We start from the raw sequence: 14,920 nt of genomic DNA on the forward strand, positions 1-14,920 counted from the left end.
ATGACCGGTCAGACGGACGAGCCCGGACCCAGCGGTTACGCGGCGGCCCGGCTGCGCCTCCTCCAGGAGAAGGCGCAGCCCGGGCCGCCGCGCCGCAAGGCCCTCGCCCGGCTGACGGACGAGTGGACGAGCGCGCTTTTCACCCCGGCGGCAGAGGCCGCCGGGGTGCGCGGCGCCGCGCTGGTGGCCGTCGGCGGATACGGCCGCGGCGAGCTGTCACCCCGCAGCGACCTGGACCTGCTCCTGCTGCACGACGGGAAGGCGGCCCCGGGGGCGATCGCCGCACTCGCCGACCGGATCTGGTACCCGGTGTGGGACCTGGGGCTCGCCCTCGACCACTCGGTGCGGACGCCCGCCGAGGCGCTCGGCACCGCGGGCGAGGACCTCAAGGTCCAGCTGGGGCTGCTGGACGCCCGCCATGTCGCGGGCGACCTCGGGATGACCACCGGGCTGCGCACGGCCGTGCTGGCCGGCTGGCGCAACCAGGCGCCGAAGCGGCTCCCCGAGCTGTACGAGCTGTGCCAGGAGCGCGCCGAGCGCCAGGGCGAGCTGCAGTTCCTCCTCGAACCCGACCTCAAGGAGGCCAGGGGCGGGCTGCGGGACGCCACGGCGCTGCGGGCCGTCGCCGCGTCCTGGCTGGCCGACGCCCCCCGGGAAGGGCTCGACGGAGCCCGCCGCCGGCTCCTCGACGCACGCGACGCGCTGCACCTGGTCACCGGGCGCGCCACCGACCGGCTCGCCCTGCAGGAACAGGACCAGGTCGCCGCCGAACTCGGCCTCCTGGACGCCGATGTGCTGCTGCGCGACGTGTACGAGGCCGCCCGCACCATCTCGTACGCGGGGGACGTCACCTGGCGCGAGGTCAACCGGGTGCTGCGCGCGCGTTCCGTTCGCCCCCGGCTGCGCGCCCTGCTCGGTGGCGGCAGGACCGCAGCCGCCGAGCGCACCCCGCTCGCGGAGGGCGTGGTCGAGCTGGAGGGCGAGGTGGTGCTGGCCAGGACCGCCCGCCCCGAGCGCGACCCCGTGCTGGCGTTGCGGGCGGCCGCCGCTGCGGCGCAGGCCGGGCTGCCCATCTCCCTGCACGCCGTGCGCCGGCTCGCGGGCGGCGCACGCCCGCTTCCGGTGCCCTGGCCCGCCGAGGCGCGCGAACAGCTGGTCACCTTGCTCGGCGCGGGTGAGTCCACGGTGCCGGTCTGGGAGGCACTGGAGGCGGAGGGGCTGATCACCGCGCTGCTGCCGGACTGGGAGCGGGTGCGGTGCAGGCCCCAGCGCAACCCCGTGCACACCTGGACCGTCGACCGGCACCTCGTCGAGACCGCCGTACGGGCCGCGTCCCTGACCCGCCGGGTGGACCGCCCCGACCTGCTGCTCGTCGCGGCCCTGCTGCACGACATCGGCAAGGGCTGGCCAGGTGACCACTCGGTGGCGGGCGAGGTCATCGCACGGGACGTCGCCACCCGGATCGGCTTCGGCCACGCGGACGCCGAGGTGCTCGCCGTACTCGTACGCCACCATCTGCTGCTCGTCGAGACGGCGACCCGGCGCGACCTGGACGACCCGGCGACGGTGAGTGCGGTCGCCGGAGCGGTCGGGACCACCGCCACCCTGGAGCTGCTGCACGCGCTGACCGAGGCCGACGCACTGGCGACCGGCCCCGCGGCCTGGTCGTCCTGGCGCGCGTCGCTCGTGGACGACCTGGTGGCGCGGGTCGCCGCCGTCCTGGCGGGCGAGGTGCCCGACGAGCCGGAGCCCGGCGCACCGGGCGCCGAACACGAGCGGCTGGCCGTCGAGGCGCTGCGCACCGGCGGGCCGGTCCTGTCACTGCACGCCAGGACGGAGGAGCCGCCGGACGACGGCGCCCCGGAACCGGTGGGCGTGGAGCTCCTCATCGCCCTCCGCGACCGGCCCGGCGTCCTGCCCGCGGTCGCCGGCGTCCTCGCGCTGCACCGGCTGACCGTACGCGCGGCCGACCTGCGCGCCGTCGCGCTGCCCACCGAGCTGGGCCGTCAGCAGACCGTGCTGCTGCTGACCTGGCGGGTCGCAGCCGAGTACGGATCACTCCCGCAGGCGGCGAGGCTGCGTACGGACCTCGTACGGGCACTGGACGGCTCACTGGACATCGGGGCCAGACTGGCGGAACGGGAGGCGGCCTACCCGCGCCGCCGCGGTATCCAGGCGCCGCCGCCACGGGTGAAGGCGGTCGCCACGGGCTCCCGGCTGGCCACGGTGATCGAGGTCAGGGCCCAGGACGCACCGGGCCTGCTGTACCGGATCGGCCGCGCCCTGGAGACGGCCGGGGTCACGGTGCGCAGCGCGCACGTCTCCACCCGGGGTGCCAACGCGGTGGACGCCTTTTACGTGACGGGACAGGACGGGGAGCCGCTCCCCGCGGAGGCGGCGGCCGGCCTCGCCGGCCGGCTGGAGGCCGGGCTGCGGGGGTGAGGGGCCGGGGCGGGAGGGCGGGCCGGGCCGGCCCTCACCCCTGGTTTCCCCGCCCCCGGCGGCGGGCCCCGGCCGCTGCTCCCGGCCTCTGCCGGGGGCAGGGGCAGACCCGACCCGCCACGTCCGGATACCCTGGGGTCCAGCCGTCCCCCCGCCCCCGACCCGAGGATCCGCGACCGCCGTGTTCGATACCCTCTCCGACCGCCTTGCCGCGACTTTCAAGAACCTCCGGGGCAAAGGGCGCCTCAGCGAGGCGGACATCGATGCCACCGCGCGCGAAATCCGTATCGCCCTGCTCGAAGCAGACGTCGCCCTGCCCGTCGTCCGTGCCTTCATCAAGCAGATCAAGGAGCGCGCGGCCGGCTCCGAGGTCTCCCAGGCGCTGAACCCCGCCCAGCAGGTCATCAAGATCGTCAACGAGGAGCTCGTCGGCATCCTCGGCGGCGAGACCCGCCGCCTGCGCTTCGCCAAGCAGCCGCCGACCGTCATCATGCTCGCGGGGCTCCAGGGCGCGGGCAAGACGACCCTCGCCGGAAAGCTCGGCCTCTGGCTGAAGGGCCAGGGCCACACCCCGCTGCTGGTCGCCTGTGACCTCCAGCGCCCCAACGCCGTCAACCAGCTGAGCGTGGTCGCCGACCGCGCGGGCGTCGCCGTGTTCGCCCCCGAGCCGGGCAACGGCGTCGGTGACCCGGTCAAGGTGGCGCAGGACTCGATCGAGTTCGCGAAGTCCAAGCAGTACGACGTGGTCGTGGTCGACACCGCCGGCCGGCTGGGCATCGACCAGGAGCTGATGCAGCAGGCCGCGGACATCCGCGACGCCGTCAGCCCCGACGAGGTCCTCTTCGTCGTCGACGCGATGATCGGCCAGGACGCGGTCAACACCGCCGAGGCCTTCCGCGACGGCGTCGGCTTCGACGGAGTGGTGCTCTCCAAGCTCGACGGCGATGCCCGCGGTGGCGCGGCCCTCTCGATCGCGCATGTCACCGGCCGCCAGATCATGTTCGCCTCCAACGGCGAGAAGCTGGACGAGTTCGACACCTTCCACCCGGACCGCATGGCGTCCCGGATCCTCGGCATGGGCGACGTGCTCAGCCTGATCGAGAAGGCCGAGCAGACCTTCAGCCAGGCCGAGGCCGAGCAGATGGCCTCCAAGCTGGCCAGCAGCAAGGGCAAGGACTTCACGCTCGACGACTTCCTGGCCCAGATGGAGCAGGTCAGGAAGATGGGCAGCATCTCCAAGCTGCTCGGCATGCTGCCCGGAATGGGGCAGATGAAGGAACAGATCAACAACATCGACGAGCGCGACGTGGACCGCACCGCCGCGATCATCAAGTCGATGACCCCCGCCGAGCGCCAGGACCCGACCATCATCAACGGTTCGCGCCGGGCCCGGGTGGCCAAGGGCTCGGGCGTCGAGGTCAGCGCCGTGAAGAGCCTGGTGGAGCGGTTCTTCGAGGCCCGCAAGATGATGTCGAGGATGGCGCAGGGCGGCGGCATGCCGGGGATGCCGGGCATGCCCGGCATGGGGGGCGGCCCCGGCCGGCAGAAGAAGCAGCAGAAGCAGGCCAAGGGCAAGCGCAAGAGCGGTAACCCGATGAAGCGCAAGGCCGACGAGGAGGCCGCAGCCGCCCGCCGTGAGCAGGGCGGCGCCCAGGGCCTGCCGTCCGGTGAGGAAGCGCAGAACTTCGAGCTCCCGGACGAGTTCAAGAAGTTCATGGGCTGAGCGCACCACTCCCGCGGAGCGCGCCCGGTACACCCGGCGGAGCGGCCCGTAACCCTGGATCTCCGGGGGTACGGGCCGCTCCCGCGTGTCTGCCGCAGCGGTCCTGCGGCGCTCTGCGCCGTTCAGGCGGTCCTGGCGACCACGTAGCGGAAGACGTTCGGCATCCACACCGTGCCGTCGCGCCGCAGATGGGGGTGGAGCGCCTCGGCGACCTCCTTCTTCACCTGGTCCCGGTCGGTCGCCCGTATCGCCGCGTCGAACAGCCCGGTCGACAGCAGCCCCCGCACCGCACTCTTGACATCCGCGTACCCGAACGGGCAGGCGACCCGGCCCGACCCGTCGAGCTTCAGCCCGGCCCGCGCCGCAACTTCCTCCAGATCGTCCCGGCGCGGCTGGCGCACCGCATCGGCCAGCCGGGTGGCGACCCGCAGCACGGCCGATGCCGCGCAGCGCTCGGGCGGCCCCCAGCCGGTCAGGACCACCGCGCTGCCGCGCTCCATCAGCGGCACCGCGTCCTCGACCGCGGGGCTTGGGCCGTCCGGGTCACCCGGCACGCCGCCCATGGGCTCGAAGGCCGTCAGCAGGTTGTACGGCGCTGCCGGGTCGCCCGAGGCGTCCGCGGGCCCGCCATGCACCAGGCGGGCCCTCCCGCGGCGTGCGTCCGACGGGGCTTCCGCACCGTCGGGGAGGAGCCGCTCCCGCGCCAGCGCGATGCGCTCGGCGTGCGTGTCCACACCGGTGACGCGCGCTCCGCGGGCGGCCGCCATGAGCAGCGCGAGCCCCGAGCCGCAGCCGACGCCGAGCAGCCGGGTAGCGCTGCCGGCGTCCAGTCGCTTGTAGACCGCCTCGTAGAGCGGCACCAGCATCCGTTCCTGGATCTCGGCCCAGTCGCGGGCTCGCGCGACTGCTTCCTCAGTGGGAGTCGCAGTCACGGACCGGTGGTTCCGGACGAGCGTTGATGACATCGAAGCGCCCCAATTCGCCGAGAGATCAGTTGTGCCCTGTGTGCAAAACCCCCGTGCAGATGTGCGCGCACTGTCCCGCTGCCCAGAGAACTCCGCATCGGCGCTCAAGTCCAGAGGGGGTGAGGCAATGCTTGCGTTGCCGGAATATGCATCCTGACTGTGCGTCTCCGGGCGCGAAAAGCAGTCACGTTCCCGGAGGTACTCGCCGTACGATTCGCGCCATGAAAAAGGCTCCCGTTCTCACGCCCCGGGCGGACGACTTTCCCCGCTGGTACCAGGACCTGATCAACAAGGCCGAACTCGCGGACAACGGTCCGGTGCGAGGCACCATGGTCATCCGCCCGTACGGCTACGGGCTGTGGGAGCGGATGCAGCAGGAGCTGGACGCCCGCATCAAGGCCGCGGGCGCTCAGAACGCCTACTTCCCGCTTTTCATCCCCCAGTCTTACCTGACTCGCGAAGCTGAGCATGTCGAGGGATTCGCCCCCGAACTCGCCCTGGTCACCCACGCGGGTGGCAAGGAGCTCGAAGAGCCGGTGGTCGTCAGGCCCACATCCGAGACGATCGTCAACGAATACTTCTCGAAATGGGTGCAGAGCTACCGCGATCTGCCGCTGCTCATCAACCAATGGGCGAATGTGGTCCGCTGGGAGATGCGGCCGCGGGTGTTCCTGCGGACCACGGAATTCCTCTGGCAGGAGGGCCACACCGCCCATGCGAGCAGGTCGGAGGCGCATGACTACGCCGCGCACATCCACCGGGAGGTCTACGCGGACTTCATGGTCAACGTGCTCGGCATCGATGTGGTGCTCGGCCGCAAGACCGCGGCGGAGCGGTTCGCCGGCGCCATCAACACCCTGACGCTCGAAGCCATGATGGGGGACGGCAAGGCCCTCCAGATGGGCACGAGCCACGAACTCGGCACCAACTTCGCCAAGGCGTTCCACACCGGGTACCTGTCGAAGGACGGCACCCAGGAGCTGGTCTGGCAGACGTCCTGGGGCGCCACGACCCGGCTCATCGGCGGGCTGATCATGTCGCACGGCGACGACAGCGGGCTGCGGGTGCCGCCGAGGCTCGCGGCCGTCCAGGCGGTGATCGTCGCCATCAAGGGGGACGAGGCCGTGGCGAAGGCCCGCGAGATCGGTGCGCAGCTGGGGGCGGCCGGGATCAGGGTCCGCGTCGACGACCGCACCGACATCCCCTTCGGCCGCAGGGCCGTCGACTGGGAGCTGAAGGGCGTACCCGTACGGATCGAGATCGGCCCCAGGGACCTGGCCGGCGGGACAGCGGTGCTGGTCCGCCGGGTGCTGGACGAGCAGGACCCGGGCGGCCCCGCCGGCAAGGAGTCCGTACGGGCCGGCGATCTGGCCCGGCTGCTGCCCGGGGTGCTCGAAGAGGCGCAGTCGCTGCTGCTGCGCGAGTCGCGGGAGCGCCGGGAGGCCCGTACCAGTGACGTACGGACGGTCGCCGAGGCCGCGGAAGCGGCGGCTGCGGGCGGCTGGGCCCGGATTCCGTGGGCGCTCCTCGGGCCGGAGGGCGAGGCCGCGCTCGCCGCGCACTCGGCCTCGGTGCGGTGTCTGGTCGCCGAGGACGGGTCGGTGCCGGAGTCGGACGACGCCCCAGGTACCGTCGCTCTGGTCGCGCGGGCGTACTAGCGGCGGCGCCGGTCCGGCCCCCGGGCGCGGCCGGTGATCGTCGGTGGATTCGGCCGAAACGGCCCTTGCGCGCCGGCCGGTAGGGCTCCGACCGGAGCGCGACCCATGGCTGCGCGCCGGGGCGTACGCGACCCTACGTACCACCTTGGTGTGAGCTGTGCGGCTTCTCCGCAGATCAGCGCACCCGCCCGCGTCCGGACGCATCAAGGGCAACTGACGGGTACGTGCAAATTATTTGGGATGGCCCGGAATAGGAACACAGCGGTACCCCGGCTCGTTGTCACGACGTGAGCACGACACCAACTGTCCTCGCCGCAGAGCTGGCGCAGGCGTGGGCCGATATTCAGCGGTACCACCCCGAGCTGCCGGATCTAGCCGCGCCCGAGTCCCTGATCGGCGAGTCCTCGTCCGCCTGCGGCGCTGAACTCTCCTTCGAGCGACTGCTCCATGAGGCAGTCCACGGCATCGCCGCCGCGCGAGGTGTCCGCGACACCTCGCGCGCCGGCCGCTACCACAACCGACGATTCCTGGCGATCGCAGAGGAGATGGGGCTCGACCATCCCGAGGAGCCGCATCCCAGCAGCGGCTTCTCGCTGGTCTCGCTCAACCCCGAGGCGAAGCGCAGATACCGCCAGACCATCGAGCGGCTCCAGCGTGCGCTCAAGGCGCACACCGTCGCGACGGCCTCCGACACCAAGCGCTCCTTCCGCGGACCTGCCGCCCGGCACGGTTCCTCCGGGGGCGGAGTGCGGGTGAAGGCGGTCTGCGACTGCGGCCGTAATGTCCGGGTCGTTCCGTCCGTGCTGGCGCAGGCGCCCATCGTCTGCGGTGGCTGCGGAAAGGCTTTCCGTATCCCGGAAGTGGTCGCTGCGGCCGGCTGACCCGGGGTACCGCAACGTATGGCACAATGGCTAGCTGTACTCGACAGCCGCACAGGAACCCTCTCGTCCTCCGGCTGACGCGTCCATCGGGCACCCGAGTACCGCAACCCCACGTGGCATCTCGTTGTGCCCAACCACGTCAAGACCAGGAGACACCACTTCCGTGGCAGTCAAGATCAAGCTGAAGCGTCTGGGCAAGATCCGTTCGCCTCACTACCGCATCGTCGTCGCCGACTCCCGTACCCGCCGTGATGGCCGGGCCATCGAGGAGATCGGCCTGTACCACCCGGTGCAGAACCCGTCGCGCATCGAGGTCAACTCGGAGCGTGCCCAGTACTGGCTGTCCGTCGGTGCCCAGCCGACCGAGCCGGTCATGGCCATCCTGAAGCTCACCGGTGACTGGCAGGCGCACAAGGGCCTCCCGGCCCCCGCGCCGCTGCTGCAGCCGGAGCCGAAGGTCGACAAGCGCGCCGCGTTCGAGGCGTTCGCCAAGTCCATCGAGGGCGACGAGCCGAAGGGTGAGGCCATCACCCCGAAGGCGAAGAAGGCCGACAAGAAGGCGGACGAGGCGGCTCCGGCCACGGAGCCCTCGGCGTCCGCCGCTGAGCCGACCGAGGCCTGAGCATGCTCGAGGAGGCTCTCGAGCACCTCGTGAAGGGCATCGTCGACAACCCCGACGACGTACAGGTCGCCTCGCGCAACCTCCGTCGCGGGCAGGTGCTGGAGGTCCGGGTGCATCCCGATGACCTCGGTAAGGTGATCGGCCGCAATGGCCGCACCGCGCGCGCCCTGCGCACCATTGTGGGCGCCATCGGTGGCCGTGGTATCCGTGTCGACCTCGTCGACGTGGACCAGGTCCACTGAGAAGTAGCTGAACACCGGCTCGGGCCGGGGAGGGCTGAGAAGCCGTCCCCGGCCTTTGTCGTCCGCGGCAGGCGGGGCGGCCGTGGAGCAGCAGGACCGGAACGACCAGAGAACCAGCGGAAAGAGGAGCGAAGCGTGCAACTGGTAGTCGCACGGATCGGGCGCGCCCACGGGATCAAGGGCGAAGTCACCGTGGAGGTGCGCACGGACGAGCCCGAGCTGCGGCTCGGACCCGGTGCGGTGCTCGCCACCGAGCCCGCGGCCACCGGGCCGCTGACGATCGAGACCGGCCGGGTGCACAGCGGCAGGCTGCTGCTGCGCTTCGCGGGGGTCACGGACCGGACGGGCGCCGAGGCGCTCCGGAACACCCTGCTGATCGCCGATGTCGATCCGCAGCAGACGCCGGAGGACCCCGAGGAGTTCTACGACCACCAGCTGATGGATCTCGACGTGGTCCTGGCCGACGGCACCGAGGTGGGCCGGATCACCGAGATCACCCACCTGCCCTCGCAGGACCTCTTCATCGTGGAGCGGCCCGACGGCAGCGAGGTCATGATCCCCTTCGTCGAGGAGATCGTCACCGAGATCGACCTGGAGGAGCAGCGGGCCGTCATCGACCCGCCGCCCGGTCTGATCGACGACGCCCAGGCCGAGGTCGCCGGCGCCCGGGACGACGACTGATGCGGATCGACGTCGTCACGATCTTCCCCGAGTACCTGGAACCGCTGAACGTCTCACTGGTCGGCAAGGCGCGGGCCCGCGGCCGCCTCGACGTACAGGTGCACGACCTGCGCGACTGGACGTACGACCGGCACAACACGGTCGACGACACCCCGTACGGCGGTGGCCCCGGCATGGTCATGAAGACCGAGCCCTGGGGCGAAGCGCTGGACGAGGTCCTGGCCACCGGTTACGAGGCCGGCGCCTCCGGCCCCGTCCTGGTCGTGCCCACGCCCAGCGGACGGCCCTTCACCCAGCAGGTCGCCGTCGAGCTCTCGGAGCGTCCCTGGCTGGTCTTCACGCCCGCCAGGTACGAGGGCATCGACCGCCGGGTCATCGACGAGTACGCGACCCGGATGCCGGTGTACGAGGTCTCCATCGGGGACTACGTCCTGGCCGGCGGCGAGGCCGCCGTCCTGGTGATCACGGAAGCCGTCGCCCGGCTGCTGCCCGGTGTGCTCGGCAACGCCGAATCGCACCGTGACGACTCCTTCGCCGCCGGCGCGATGGCCGATCTCCTCGAAGGCCCCGTCTACACGAAGCCGCCCGAGTGGCGCGGCCGGTCCATTCCGGACGTCCTGCTGAGCGGTCACCACGGGAAGATCGCCCGCTGGCGCAGGGACGAGGCGTTCCGGCGTACGGACCTCAACAGGCCGGACCTGCTGGAGCGCGGCGACCCCGCTTCCTTCGGCAAGAAGGACCGCGAGATGCTCTCGATCCTGGGCTGGAAGCAGGGTCCCACAGGACGATTTGGGCGAGAGCCCGGAGCCGTGGAAGAATAGGCCCCTGCTGTACGTCCGGCGTGCGCCCCTGCCACAGGGGGAACGACGACCGTCCGACGCGATCAGCTCCCGAACTCATCACGATGATTCCGCTCGATGACCTGTGGCATCGGCGAAGAAAGCAGAAGATCATGACCAGCCTGCTCAACGACGTCAACGCCGCCTCGCTGCGGTCCGACCTCCCGGCGTTCCGCGCCGGTGACACGGTCAACGTGCACGTCCGTGTCATCGAGGGCAACCGCTCGCGTATCCAGCAGTTCAAGGGTGTCGTCATCCGCCGCCAGGGTGCCGGCGTCAGCGAGAGCTTCACGGTCCGCAAGGTCTCCTTCTCGGTCGGCGTCGAGCGTACCTTCCCGGTGCACAGCCCGATCTTCGAGAAGATCGAGCTCGTCACCCGCGGTGACGTCCGCCGCGCGAAGCTGTACTACCTCCGTGAGCTGCGCGGCAAGGCCGCGAAGATCAAGGAGAAGCGCGACCACTGAGTCCACAGGGCGGCCGGTTAAGCTCTGGCCCCGATGGACACCGAAGCACAGCACAAGGAGCGCGACCGCTCACCCGGCCCGGATACGTCCGAGGGGGAGCGGTCGCGCTCTGTGCGTTTCGCGGTGCCGGCCGGGGGGCCCTGGCGCAAGGCCGGGCTGCTGGCCCTCGCCTGCCTGGTGTTCGTGCTGCTGCTGAGTACCTGGGTGATGCAGCCGTTCCTCATCCCGAGCGGGTCCATGGAGCCCACGCTCCAGGTGGGTGACCGGGTGCTGGTGGACAAACTGGCGTACCGCTTCGGCGATCTGCCGCGCCGCGGCGACGTGGTCGTCTTCGACGGCACCGGCTCCTTCGTGCAGGAGGCGCCCGCACAGAACCCCGTGACCCGGGTGGTGCGCGGCGCCGCTGCTGCGCTGGGGCTCGTCGCGCCCGCCGGCGCCGACTACGTCAAGCGTGTGGTGGGGGTGGGGGGCGACCATGTGGTCTGCTGCGACAGGCGCGGACGGATCCAGGTGAACGGGCGGCCGGTGGACGAGGGCTATCTGTACCCGGGCAACCCGCCCTCCCAGGTGCCCTTCGACATCGTGGTACCCGCCGGAACCCTCTGGGTGATGGGCGACCACCGCTCCCGTTCCAGCGACTCCCGCGACCACCTCGGTGATCCGGGGGGCGGGATGGTGCCGGTGGAGCAGGTGATCGGGCGGGCCGGCTGGATCGGCTGGCCGTTCGGCCGCTGGTCCTCGCTGGGAAGGACCGGAGCCTTCGACGGAGTGCCGGCGGCCGGCGGCAGCCATGGGTAACCGGGGCAGGGACCGCAGCGGCGCGCAGAGCGGTGGCGCCCCGGCGGCAGGCGGCCCCGGAGGCGGGCGCGCGCTGCCCACCAGGGCCGAGCGGCGCAGGCTCGCGCGCAGGGTCCAGCGGCGGCGCCGCAGGTCCACGGCGCGGGAGATCCCCGTCCTCATCATCGTGGCGGTCGTCATCGCGCTGGTGCTCAAGACGTTCCTGGTGCAGGCGTTCGTCATCCCCTCGGGTTCGATGGAGGAGACGATCCGGATCGGTGACCGGGTGCTGGTGGACAAACTCACGCCCTGGTTCGGCTCGAAGCCGCAGCGCGGCGACGTCGTCGTCTTCAAGGACCCCGGCCACTGGCTGCCTCCCGAGGAGACGAAGGCACAGAACAGCCCGTTCCTCGTCAAGGAGCTCAAGGCCGGTCTGACCTTCATCGGACTGCTGCCGTCGGACAACGAACAGGACCTGATCAAGCGGGTCATCGGGGTCGGCGGCGACACCGTGAAGTGCTGCGACGGCAACGGCAGAGTCACCGTCAACGGCCTCCCGCTGAACGAACCGTATCTCCATCCCGGGAACCCGCCCTCACAGCTGAAGTTCGACGTGAAGGTCCCGCGCGGACGGCTCTTCGTGATGGGGGACCACCGGTCCAACTCGGCGGATTCCCGGTTCCACCTGGACGAGCCCTATCAGGGGACGGTGCCGGAGAGCGGTGTGGTGGGGCGTGCGGTCGTCATCGCCTGGCCGCTGGGCCACTGGAGCCGCCTCAAGGAGCCCGCCACCTTCGCGTCGGTGGCGTCCGGGGCCGCGGGCCCGGACGGGGCCGGGGGTACGGCGGATCCGCACGGTACGGCGCCGTACGGTCTCGCTTCCCAGGAACGGCACGTAAACTTCCCGCTCCCGACTCCTGCGGAACTTCCGCTCGTTATGGGAGTGGTGGGCCTGCGTCTCCTCGGAGGCAGGCGACGGCACGGAGTGAGGAGTGGATGTGGGGGACGTGGCGGTCGGCGCGCGATCCGGACACGAAGAGCCAGAGGAACGGCCCGGGCCGCCCGTTGGCGGCGCGGGGACCGAAGCCTCTGAGGGCGGGTGGTCCGACGGCTCCGACAGGGCGGGCGGCCTGCACAGGGCCGGCGGCCGGCAGAACGGCCCCGGCGGGCCGGACGGCCCCGCCGGGGACGCCGAGGACGGCGGGGACAGGGGACCGAAGAAACAGCGCTCCTTCTGGAAGGAGTTGCCGCTCCTCATCGGCATCGCGCTGATCCTGGCGCTGCTGATCAAGACGTTCCTGGTCCAGGCGTTCTCGATCCCCTCCGACTCGATGCAGGACACGCTGCAGCGCGGCGACCGGGTACTGGTCGACAAACTGACTCCGTGGTTCGGCTCGAAGCCGGAGCGGGGCGACGTCGTGGTCTTCCACGACCCGGGCGGCTGGCTGGAGGGCGAGCCGACCCCGACTCCGAACGTGGCGCAGAAGTTCCTGAGTTTCATCGGTCTGATGCCGTCCGCGGAGGAGAAGGACCTGATCAAGCGGGTCATCGCGGTCGGCGGCGACACGGTTTCCTGCAAGAAGGGCGGCCCGGTCGTCGTCAACGGCAAGGAGCTCTCCGAGAAGTCGTTCATCTACCCGGGCAACACCCCGTGCGACGACCAGCCGTTCGGGCCCATCCACGTGCCCAAGGGCCGGATCTGGGTGATGGGCGACCACCGCCAGGATTCGCTCGACTCCCGCTACCACCAGCAACTGCCCGGTGGCGGCACGGTCTCCGACAAGGAGGTCGTCGGGCGGGCCTTCGTCGTGGCCTGGCCGGTCAACCGCTGGTCGTGGCTGGGCGTTCCGGGCACGTTCGACCAGAAGGGCATCAACGCCGCCGGATCGCTTGCTCCCGGGGCGCTGGGGCTCGCCGGGGCGGTTCCGCTGGTGATCCGCCGCAGGCGCAGGCTGACCCGCGAGGGTACCGCCGGGTAAGGTGCCCTCCCAGATCGTCGATCTCCGATGTGGGGGAGCGCTGGGATGAGCGGAACAGTACGTACGAGTGGCGGTGGCGGCCGGCTCGGCAGTGCGCTGTCGGGTCTGGCCGTGGCCGTCGGCTGCGTGCTCTTTCTCGGAGGGTTCGCCTGGGGTGCGGTGGAGTACAAGCCGTATACCGTGCCGACCGATTCGATGACCCCGACCGTTCAGGTCGGGGACCGGGTGCTGGCACAGCGAATAGACAGCAGTGCGGTACGCCGCGGGGACGTGGTGATCTTCAAGGATCCCGACTGGGGCGACATGCCGATGCTGAAGCGGGTCGTCGGAGTCGGCGGCGACGAGGTCGCGTGCTGCGACACCCGGGGCCGGCTCACTGTGAACGGCAAGGGGATCGACGAGCCCTACCTCAAGGTCGATTCGCTCTCCAGGGGGCGTGCCTCCGCGATGGCTTTCACCGTGAAGGTCCCCGAGGGGCGGCTCTTCCTGCTCGGTGACGAGCGCACCAACTCGATGGACTCCCGTGTCCACCTCCAGGACGCCGATCACGGCTCGGTGCCGCGCTCGACGGTGTCGGCGCGGGTGGACGCCATCGCCTGGCCGCTGAGCGGCGGGGCGATCGAACGGCCGAAGGGCTTCGCCGCGCTCCCCGGCGGGGTCTCCCGCCCCGGGCCGCTGAAGCTGGTGGTCGCGGCCGTACTGGCCGGTGTCGTGCTGATCCTCGGCGGTTCGGTCTACGGCCCGCTCGCCCGGCGGCTGGGCCGCAGGAAGAAGGTCGCGGCCGGTGTCGGCTGAGCTGCGCCAGGCCGCACGCGTGATCCTGCTCGACCCGGCCGACCGGATCCTGCTGATGCACGGCTTCGAACCGGACGAACCTGCCCGTACCTGGTGGTTCACCCCCGGCGGAGGTGTCGAGGCGGGGGAGACCCACGAGCAGGCGGCGCTCCGGGAGGTACGCGAGGAGACCGGCATCGACGCGGTGGAGCTCGGGCCTGTGCTGTGGACCCGGACGTGCTCGTTCCCGTTCGACGGCCGCCGGTGGAACCAGGACGAGCGGTATTTTCTCGGGCGAACCACTCGGACGGCGACCGCCATGGACGGGCTGACCCCGCTGGAGCAGCGCAGTGTCGCGGGGCTGAGGTGGTGGACTTCCGCCGAACTGTCTGCGACGCGTGAGACGGTGTACCCGACCAGGCTCGCCGGGCTGCTGCGCACGCTGCTCGACGAGGGTCCCCCGGCTGCACCGGTGGTCCTGGCCCCGGAAATCGTCTAGGGGCGCAGGGGAGCGGCGCACAATAGGGGGACGCACGGCTGAAGGGGAACATGCCATGAGCGCCGAGGACCTCGAAAAGTACGAGACCGAGATGGAGCTGAAGCTCTACCGGGAGTACCGCGACGTTGTCGGCCTGTTCAAATATGTGATCGAGACCGAGCGGCGTTTCTACCTCACCAATGACTACGAGATGCAGGTGCACTCCGTACAGGGTGAGGTCTTCTTCGAGGTGTCGATGGCTGACGCCTGGGTCTGGGACATGTACAGGCCGGCCAGGTTCGTCAAGCAGGTACGCGTGCTGACTTTCAAGGACGTGAACATCGAGGAGCTCAACAAGAGCGACCTCGAACTCCCCGGTGGCTGACTGCCGGGTG

General features: G+C 71.0%; 16 protein-coding genes. 15 read left to right on the plus strand and 1 reads right to left on the minus strand.

The annotated features are described in order from the left end of the window. Together OG917_RS25160 and ffh are read left to right on the plus strand one after the other, a co-directional pair. Positions 1-2,442: a [protein-PII] uridylyltransferase gene (locus tag OG917_RS25160; protein ID WP_328322168.1), complete on the plus strand. Its 2,442-nt coding sequence runs from the start codon at positions 1-3 to the stop codon at positions 2,440-2,442. A gap of 181 nt (positions 2,443-2,623) precedes the next feature. Further along, positions 2,624-4,165 (plus strand): signal recognition particle protein, encoded by a 1,542-nt coding sequence (ffh, locus tag OG917_RS25165; RefSeq protein WP_328319872.1) that lies wholly within the window; start codon positions 2,624-2,626, stop codon positions 4,163-4,165. Positions 4,166-4,287: 122 nt separating this feature from the next. On the opposite strand, the gene OG917_RS25170 is transcribed toward ffh, so the two are convergent. Further along, positions 4,288-5,130, minus strand: coding sequence for a methyltransferase domain-containing protein (locus OG917_RS25170; protein WP_328319873.1), 843 nt, complete (start codon positions 5,128-5,130; stop codon positions 4,288-4,290). A gap of 221 nt (positions 5,131-5,351) precedes the next feature. Here OG917_RS25170 and proS point away from each other — a divergent pair, with 221 nt between their 5' ends. The 13 genes from proS (at position 5,352) to OG917_RS25235 (ending at position 14,910) form a co-directional block, all read left to right on the plus strand. Next, positions 5,352-6,788 carry a proline--tRNA ligase gene (proS, locus tag OG917_RS25175; RefSeq protein ID WP_328319874.1) on the plus strand — a complete coding sequence of 479 codons (1,437 nt, stop codon included), beginning with the start codon at positions 5,352-5,354 and terminating at the stop codon, positions 6,786-6,788. A gap of 287 nt (positions 6,789-7,075) precedes the next feature. Then, positions 7,076-7,669, plus strand: coding sequence for a hypothetical protein (locus OG917_RS25180; RefSeq protein WP_328319875.1), 594 nt, complete (start codon positions 7,076-7,078; stop codon positions 7,667-7,669). A gap of 163 nt (positions 7,670-7,832) precedes the next feature. Further along, complete coding sequence (rpsP, locus tag OG917_RS25185; RefSeq protein WP_328319876.1) at positions 7,833-8,291, plus strand: 30S ribosomal protein S16; 459 nt, start codon at positions 7,833-7,835, stop codon at positions 8,289-8,291. Positions 8,292-8,293: 2 nt separating this feature from the next. Beyond that, positions 8,294-8,533: an RNA-binding protein gene (locus OG917_RS25190; protein WP_328319877.1), complete on the plus strand. Its 240-nt coding sequence runs from the start codon at positions 8,294-8,296 to the stop codon at positions 8,531-8,533. Positions 8,534-8,668: 135 nt separating this feature from the next. After that, positions 8,669-9,214, plus strand: a complete 546-nt coding sequence (gene rimM / locus OG917_RS25195; RefSeq protein WP_328319878.1) for a ribosome maturation factor RimM — start codon at positions 8,669-8,671, stop codon at positions 9,212-9,214. Next, complete coding sequence (gene trmD, locus OG917_RS25200; RefSeq protein ID WP_328319879.1) at positions 9,214-10,035, plus strand: tRNA (guanosine(37)-N1)-methyltransferase TrmD; 822 nt, start codon at positions 9,214-9,216, stop codon at positions 10,033-10,035. Before rimM ends, trmD begins: the two co-directional genes overlap by 1 nt. Positions 10,036-10,166: 131 nt before the next feature. Next, positions 10,167-10,517: a 50S ribosomal protein L19 gene (gene rplS / locus OG917_RS25205; protein ID WP_328319880.1), complete on the plus strand. Its 351-nt coding sequence runs from the start codon at positions 10,167-10,169 to the stop codon at positions 10,515-10,517. 33 nt (positions 10,518-10,550) lie between these two features. Beyond that, positions 10,551-11,315 carry a signal peptidase I gene (gene lepB, locus OG917_RS25210; RefSeq protein ID WP_328319881.1) on the plus strand — a complete coding sequence of 255 codons (765 nt, stop codon included), beginning with the start codon at positions 10,551-10,553 and terminating at the stop codon, positions 11,313-11,315. Then, entirely contained in the window at positions 11,308-12,387 is a 1,080-nt protein-coding gene (gene lepB, locus OG917_RS25215; protein ID WP_328319882.1) for a signal peptidase I, read from the plus strand. Before lepB (OG917_RS25210) ends, lepB (OG917_RS25215) begins: the two co-directional genes overlap by 8 nt. Continuing rightward, entirely contained in the window at positions 12,302-13,273 is a 972-nt protein-coding gene (lepB, locus tag OG917_RS25220; protein WP_328322170.1) for a signal peptidase I, read from the plus strand. The genes lepB (OG917_RS25215) and lepB (OG917_RS25220) overlap by 86 nt, the downstream gene beginning before the upstream one ends. 45 nt (positions 13,274-13,318) lie before the next feature. Continuing rightward, positions 13,319-14,068 (plus strand): signal peptidase I, encoded by a 750-nt coding sequence (gene lepB, locus OG917_RS25225; RefSeq protein WP_328319883.1) that lies wholly within the window; start codon positions 13,319-13,321, stop codon positions 14,066-14,068. Continuing rightward, the gene (locus OG917_RS25230; RefSeq protein WP_328319884.1) at positions 14,058-14,546 is read left to right on the plus strand and encodes an NUDIX hydrolase; all 489 of its coding nucleotides are present in this window, start codon (positions 14,058-14,060) and stop codon (positions 14,544-14,546) included. Before lepB (OG917_RS25225) ends, OG917_RS25230 begins: the two co-directional genes overlap by 11 nt. 55 nt (positions 14,547-14,601) lie before the next feature. Beyond that, positions 14,602-14,910 carry a DUF2469 domain-containing protein gene (locus tag OG917_RS25235; RefSeq protein WP_003965949.1) on the plus strand — a complete coding sequence of 103 codons (309 nt, stop codon included), beginning with the start codon at positions 14,602-14,604 and terminating at the stop codon, positions 14,908-14,910. Positions 14,911-14,920: the final 10 nt, after the last annotated feature.

Origin of the sequence: Streptomyces sp. NBC_00388 (assembly GCF_036061255.1) — a bacterium.
Classification (GTDB): Bacteria; Actinomycetota; Actinomycetes; order Streptomycetales; family Streptomycetaceae; genus Streptomyces.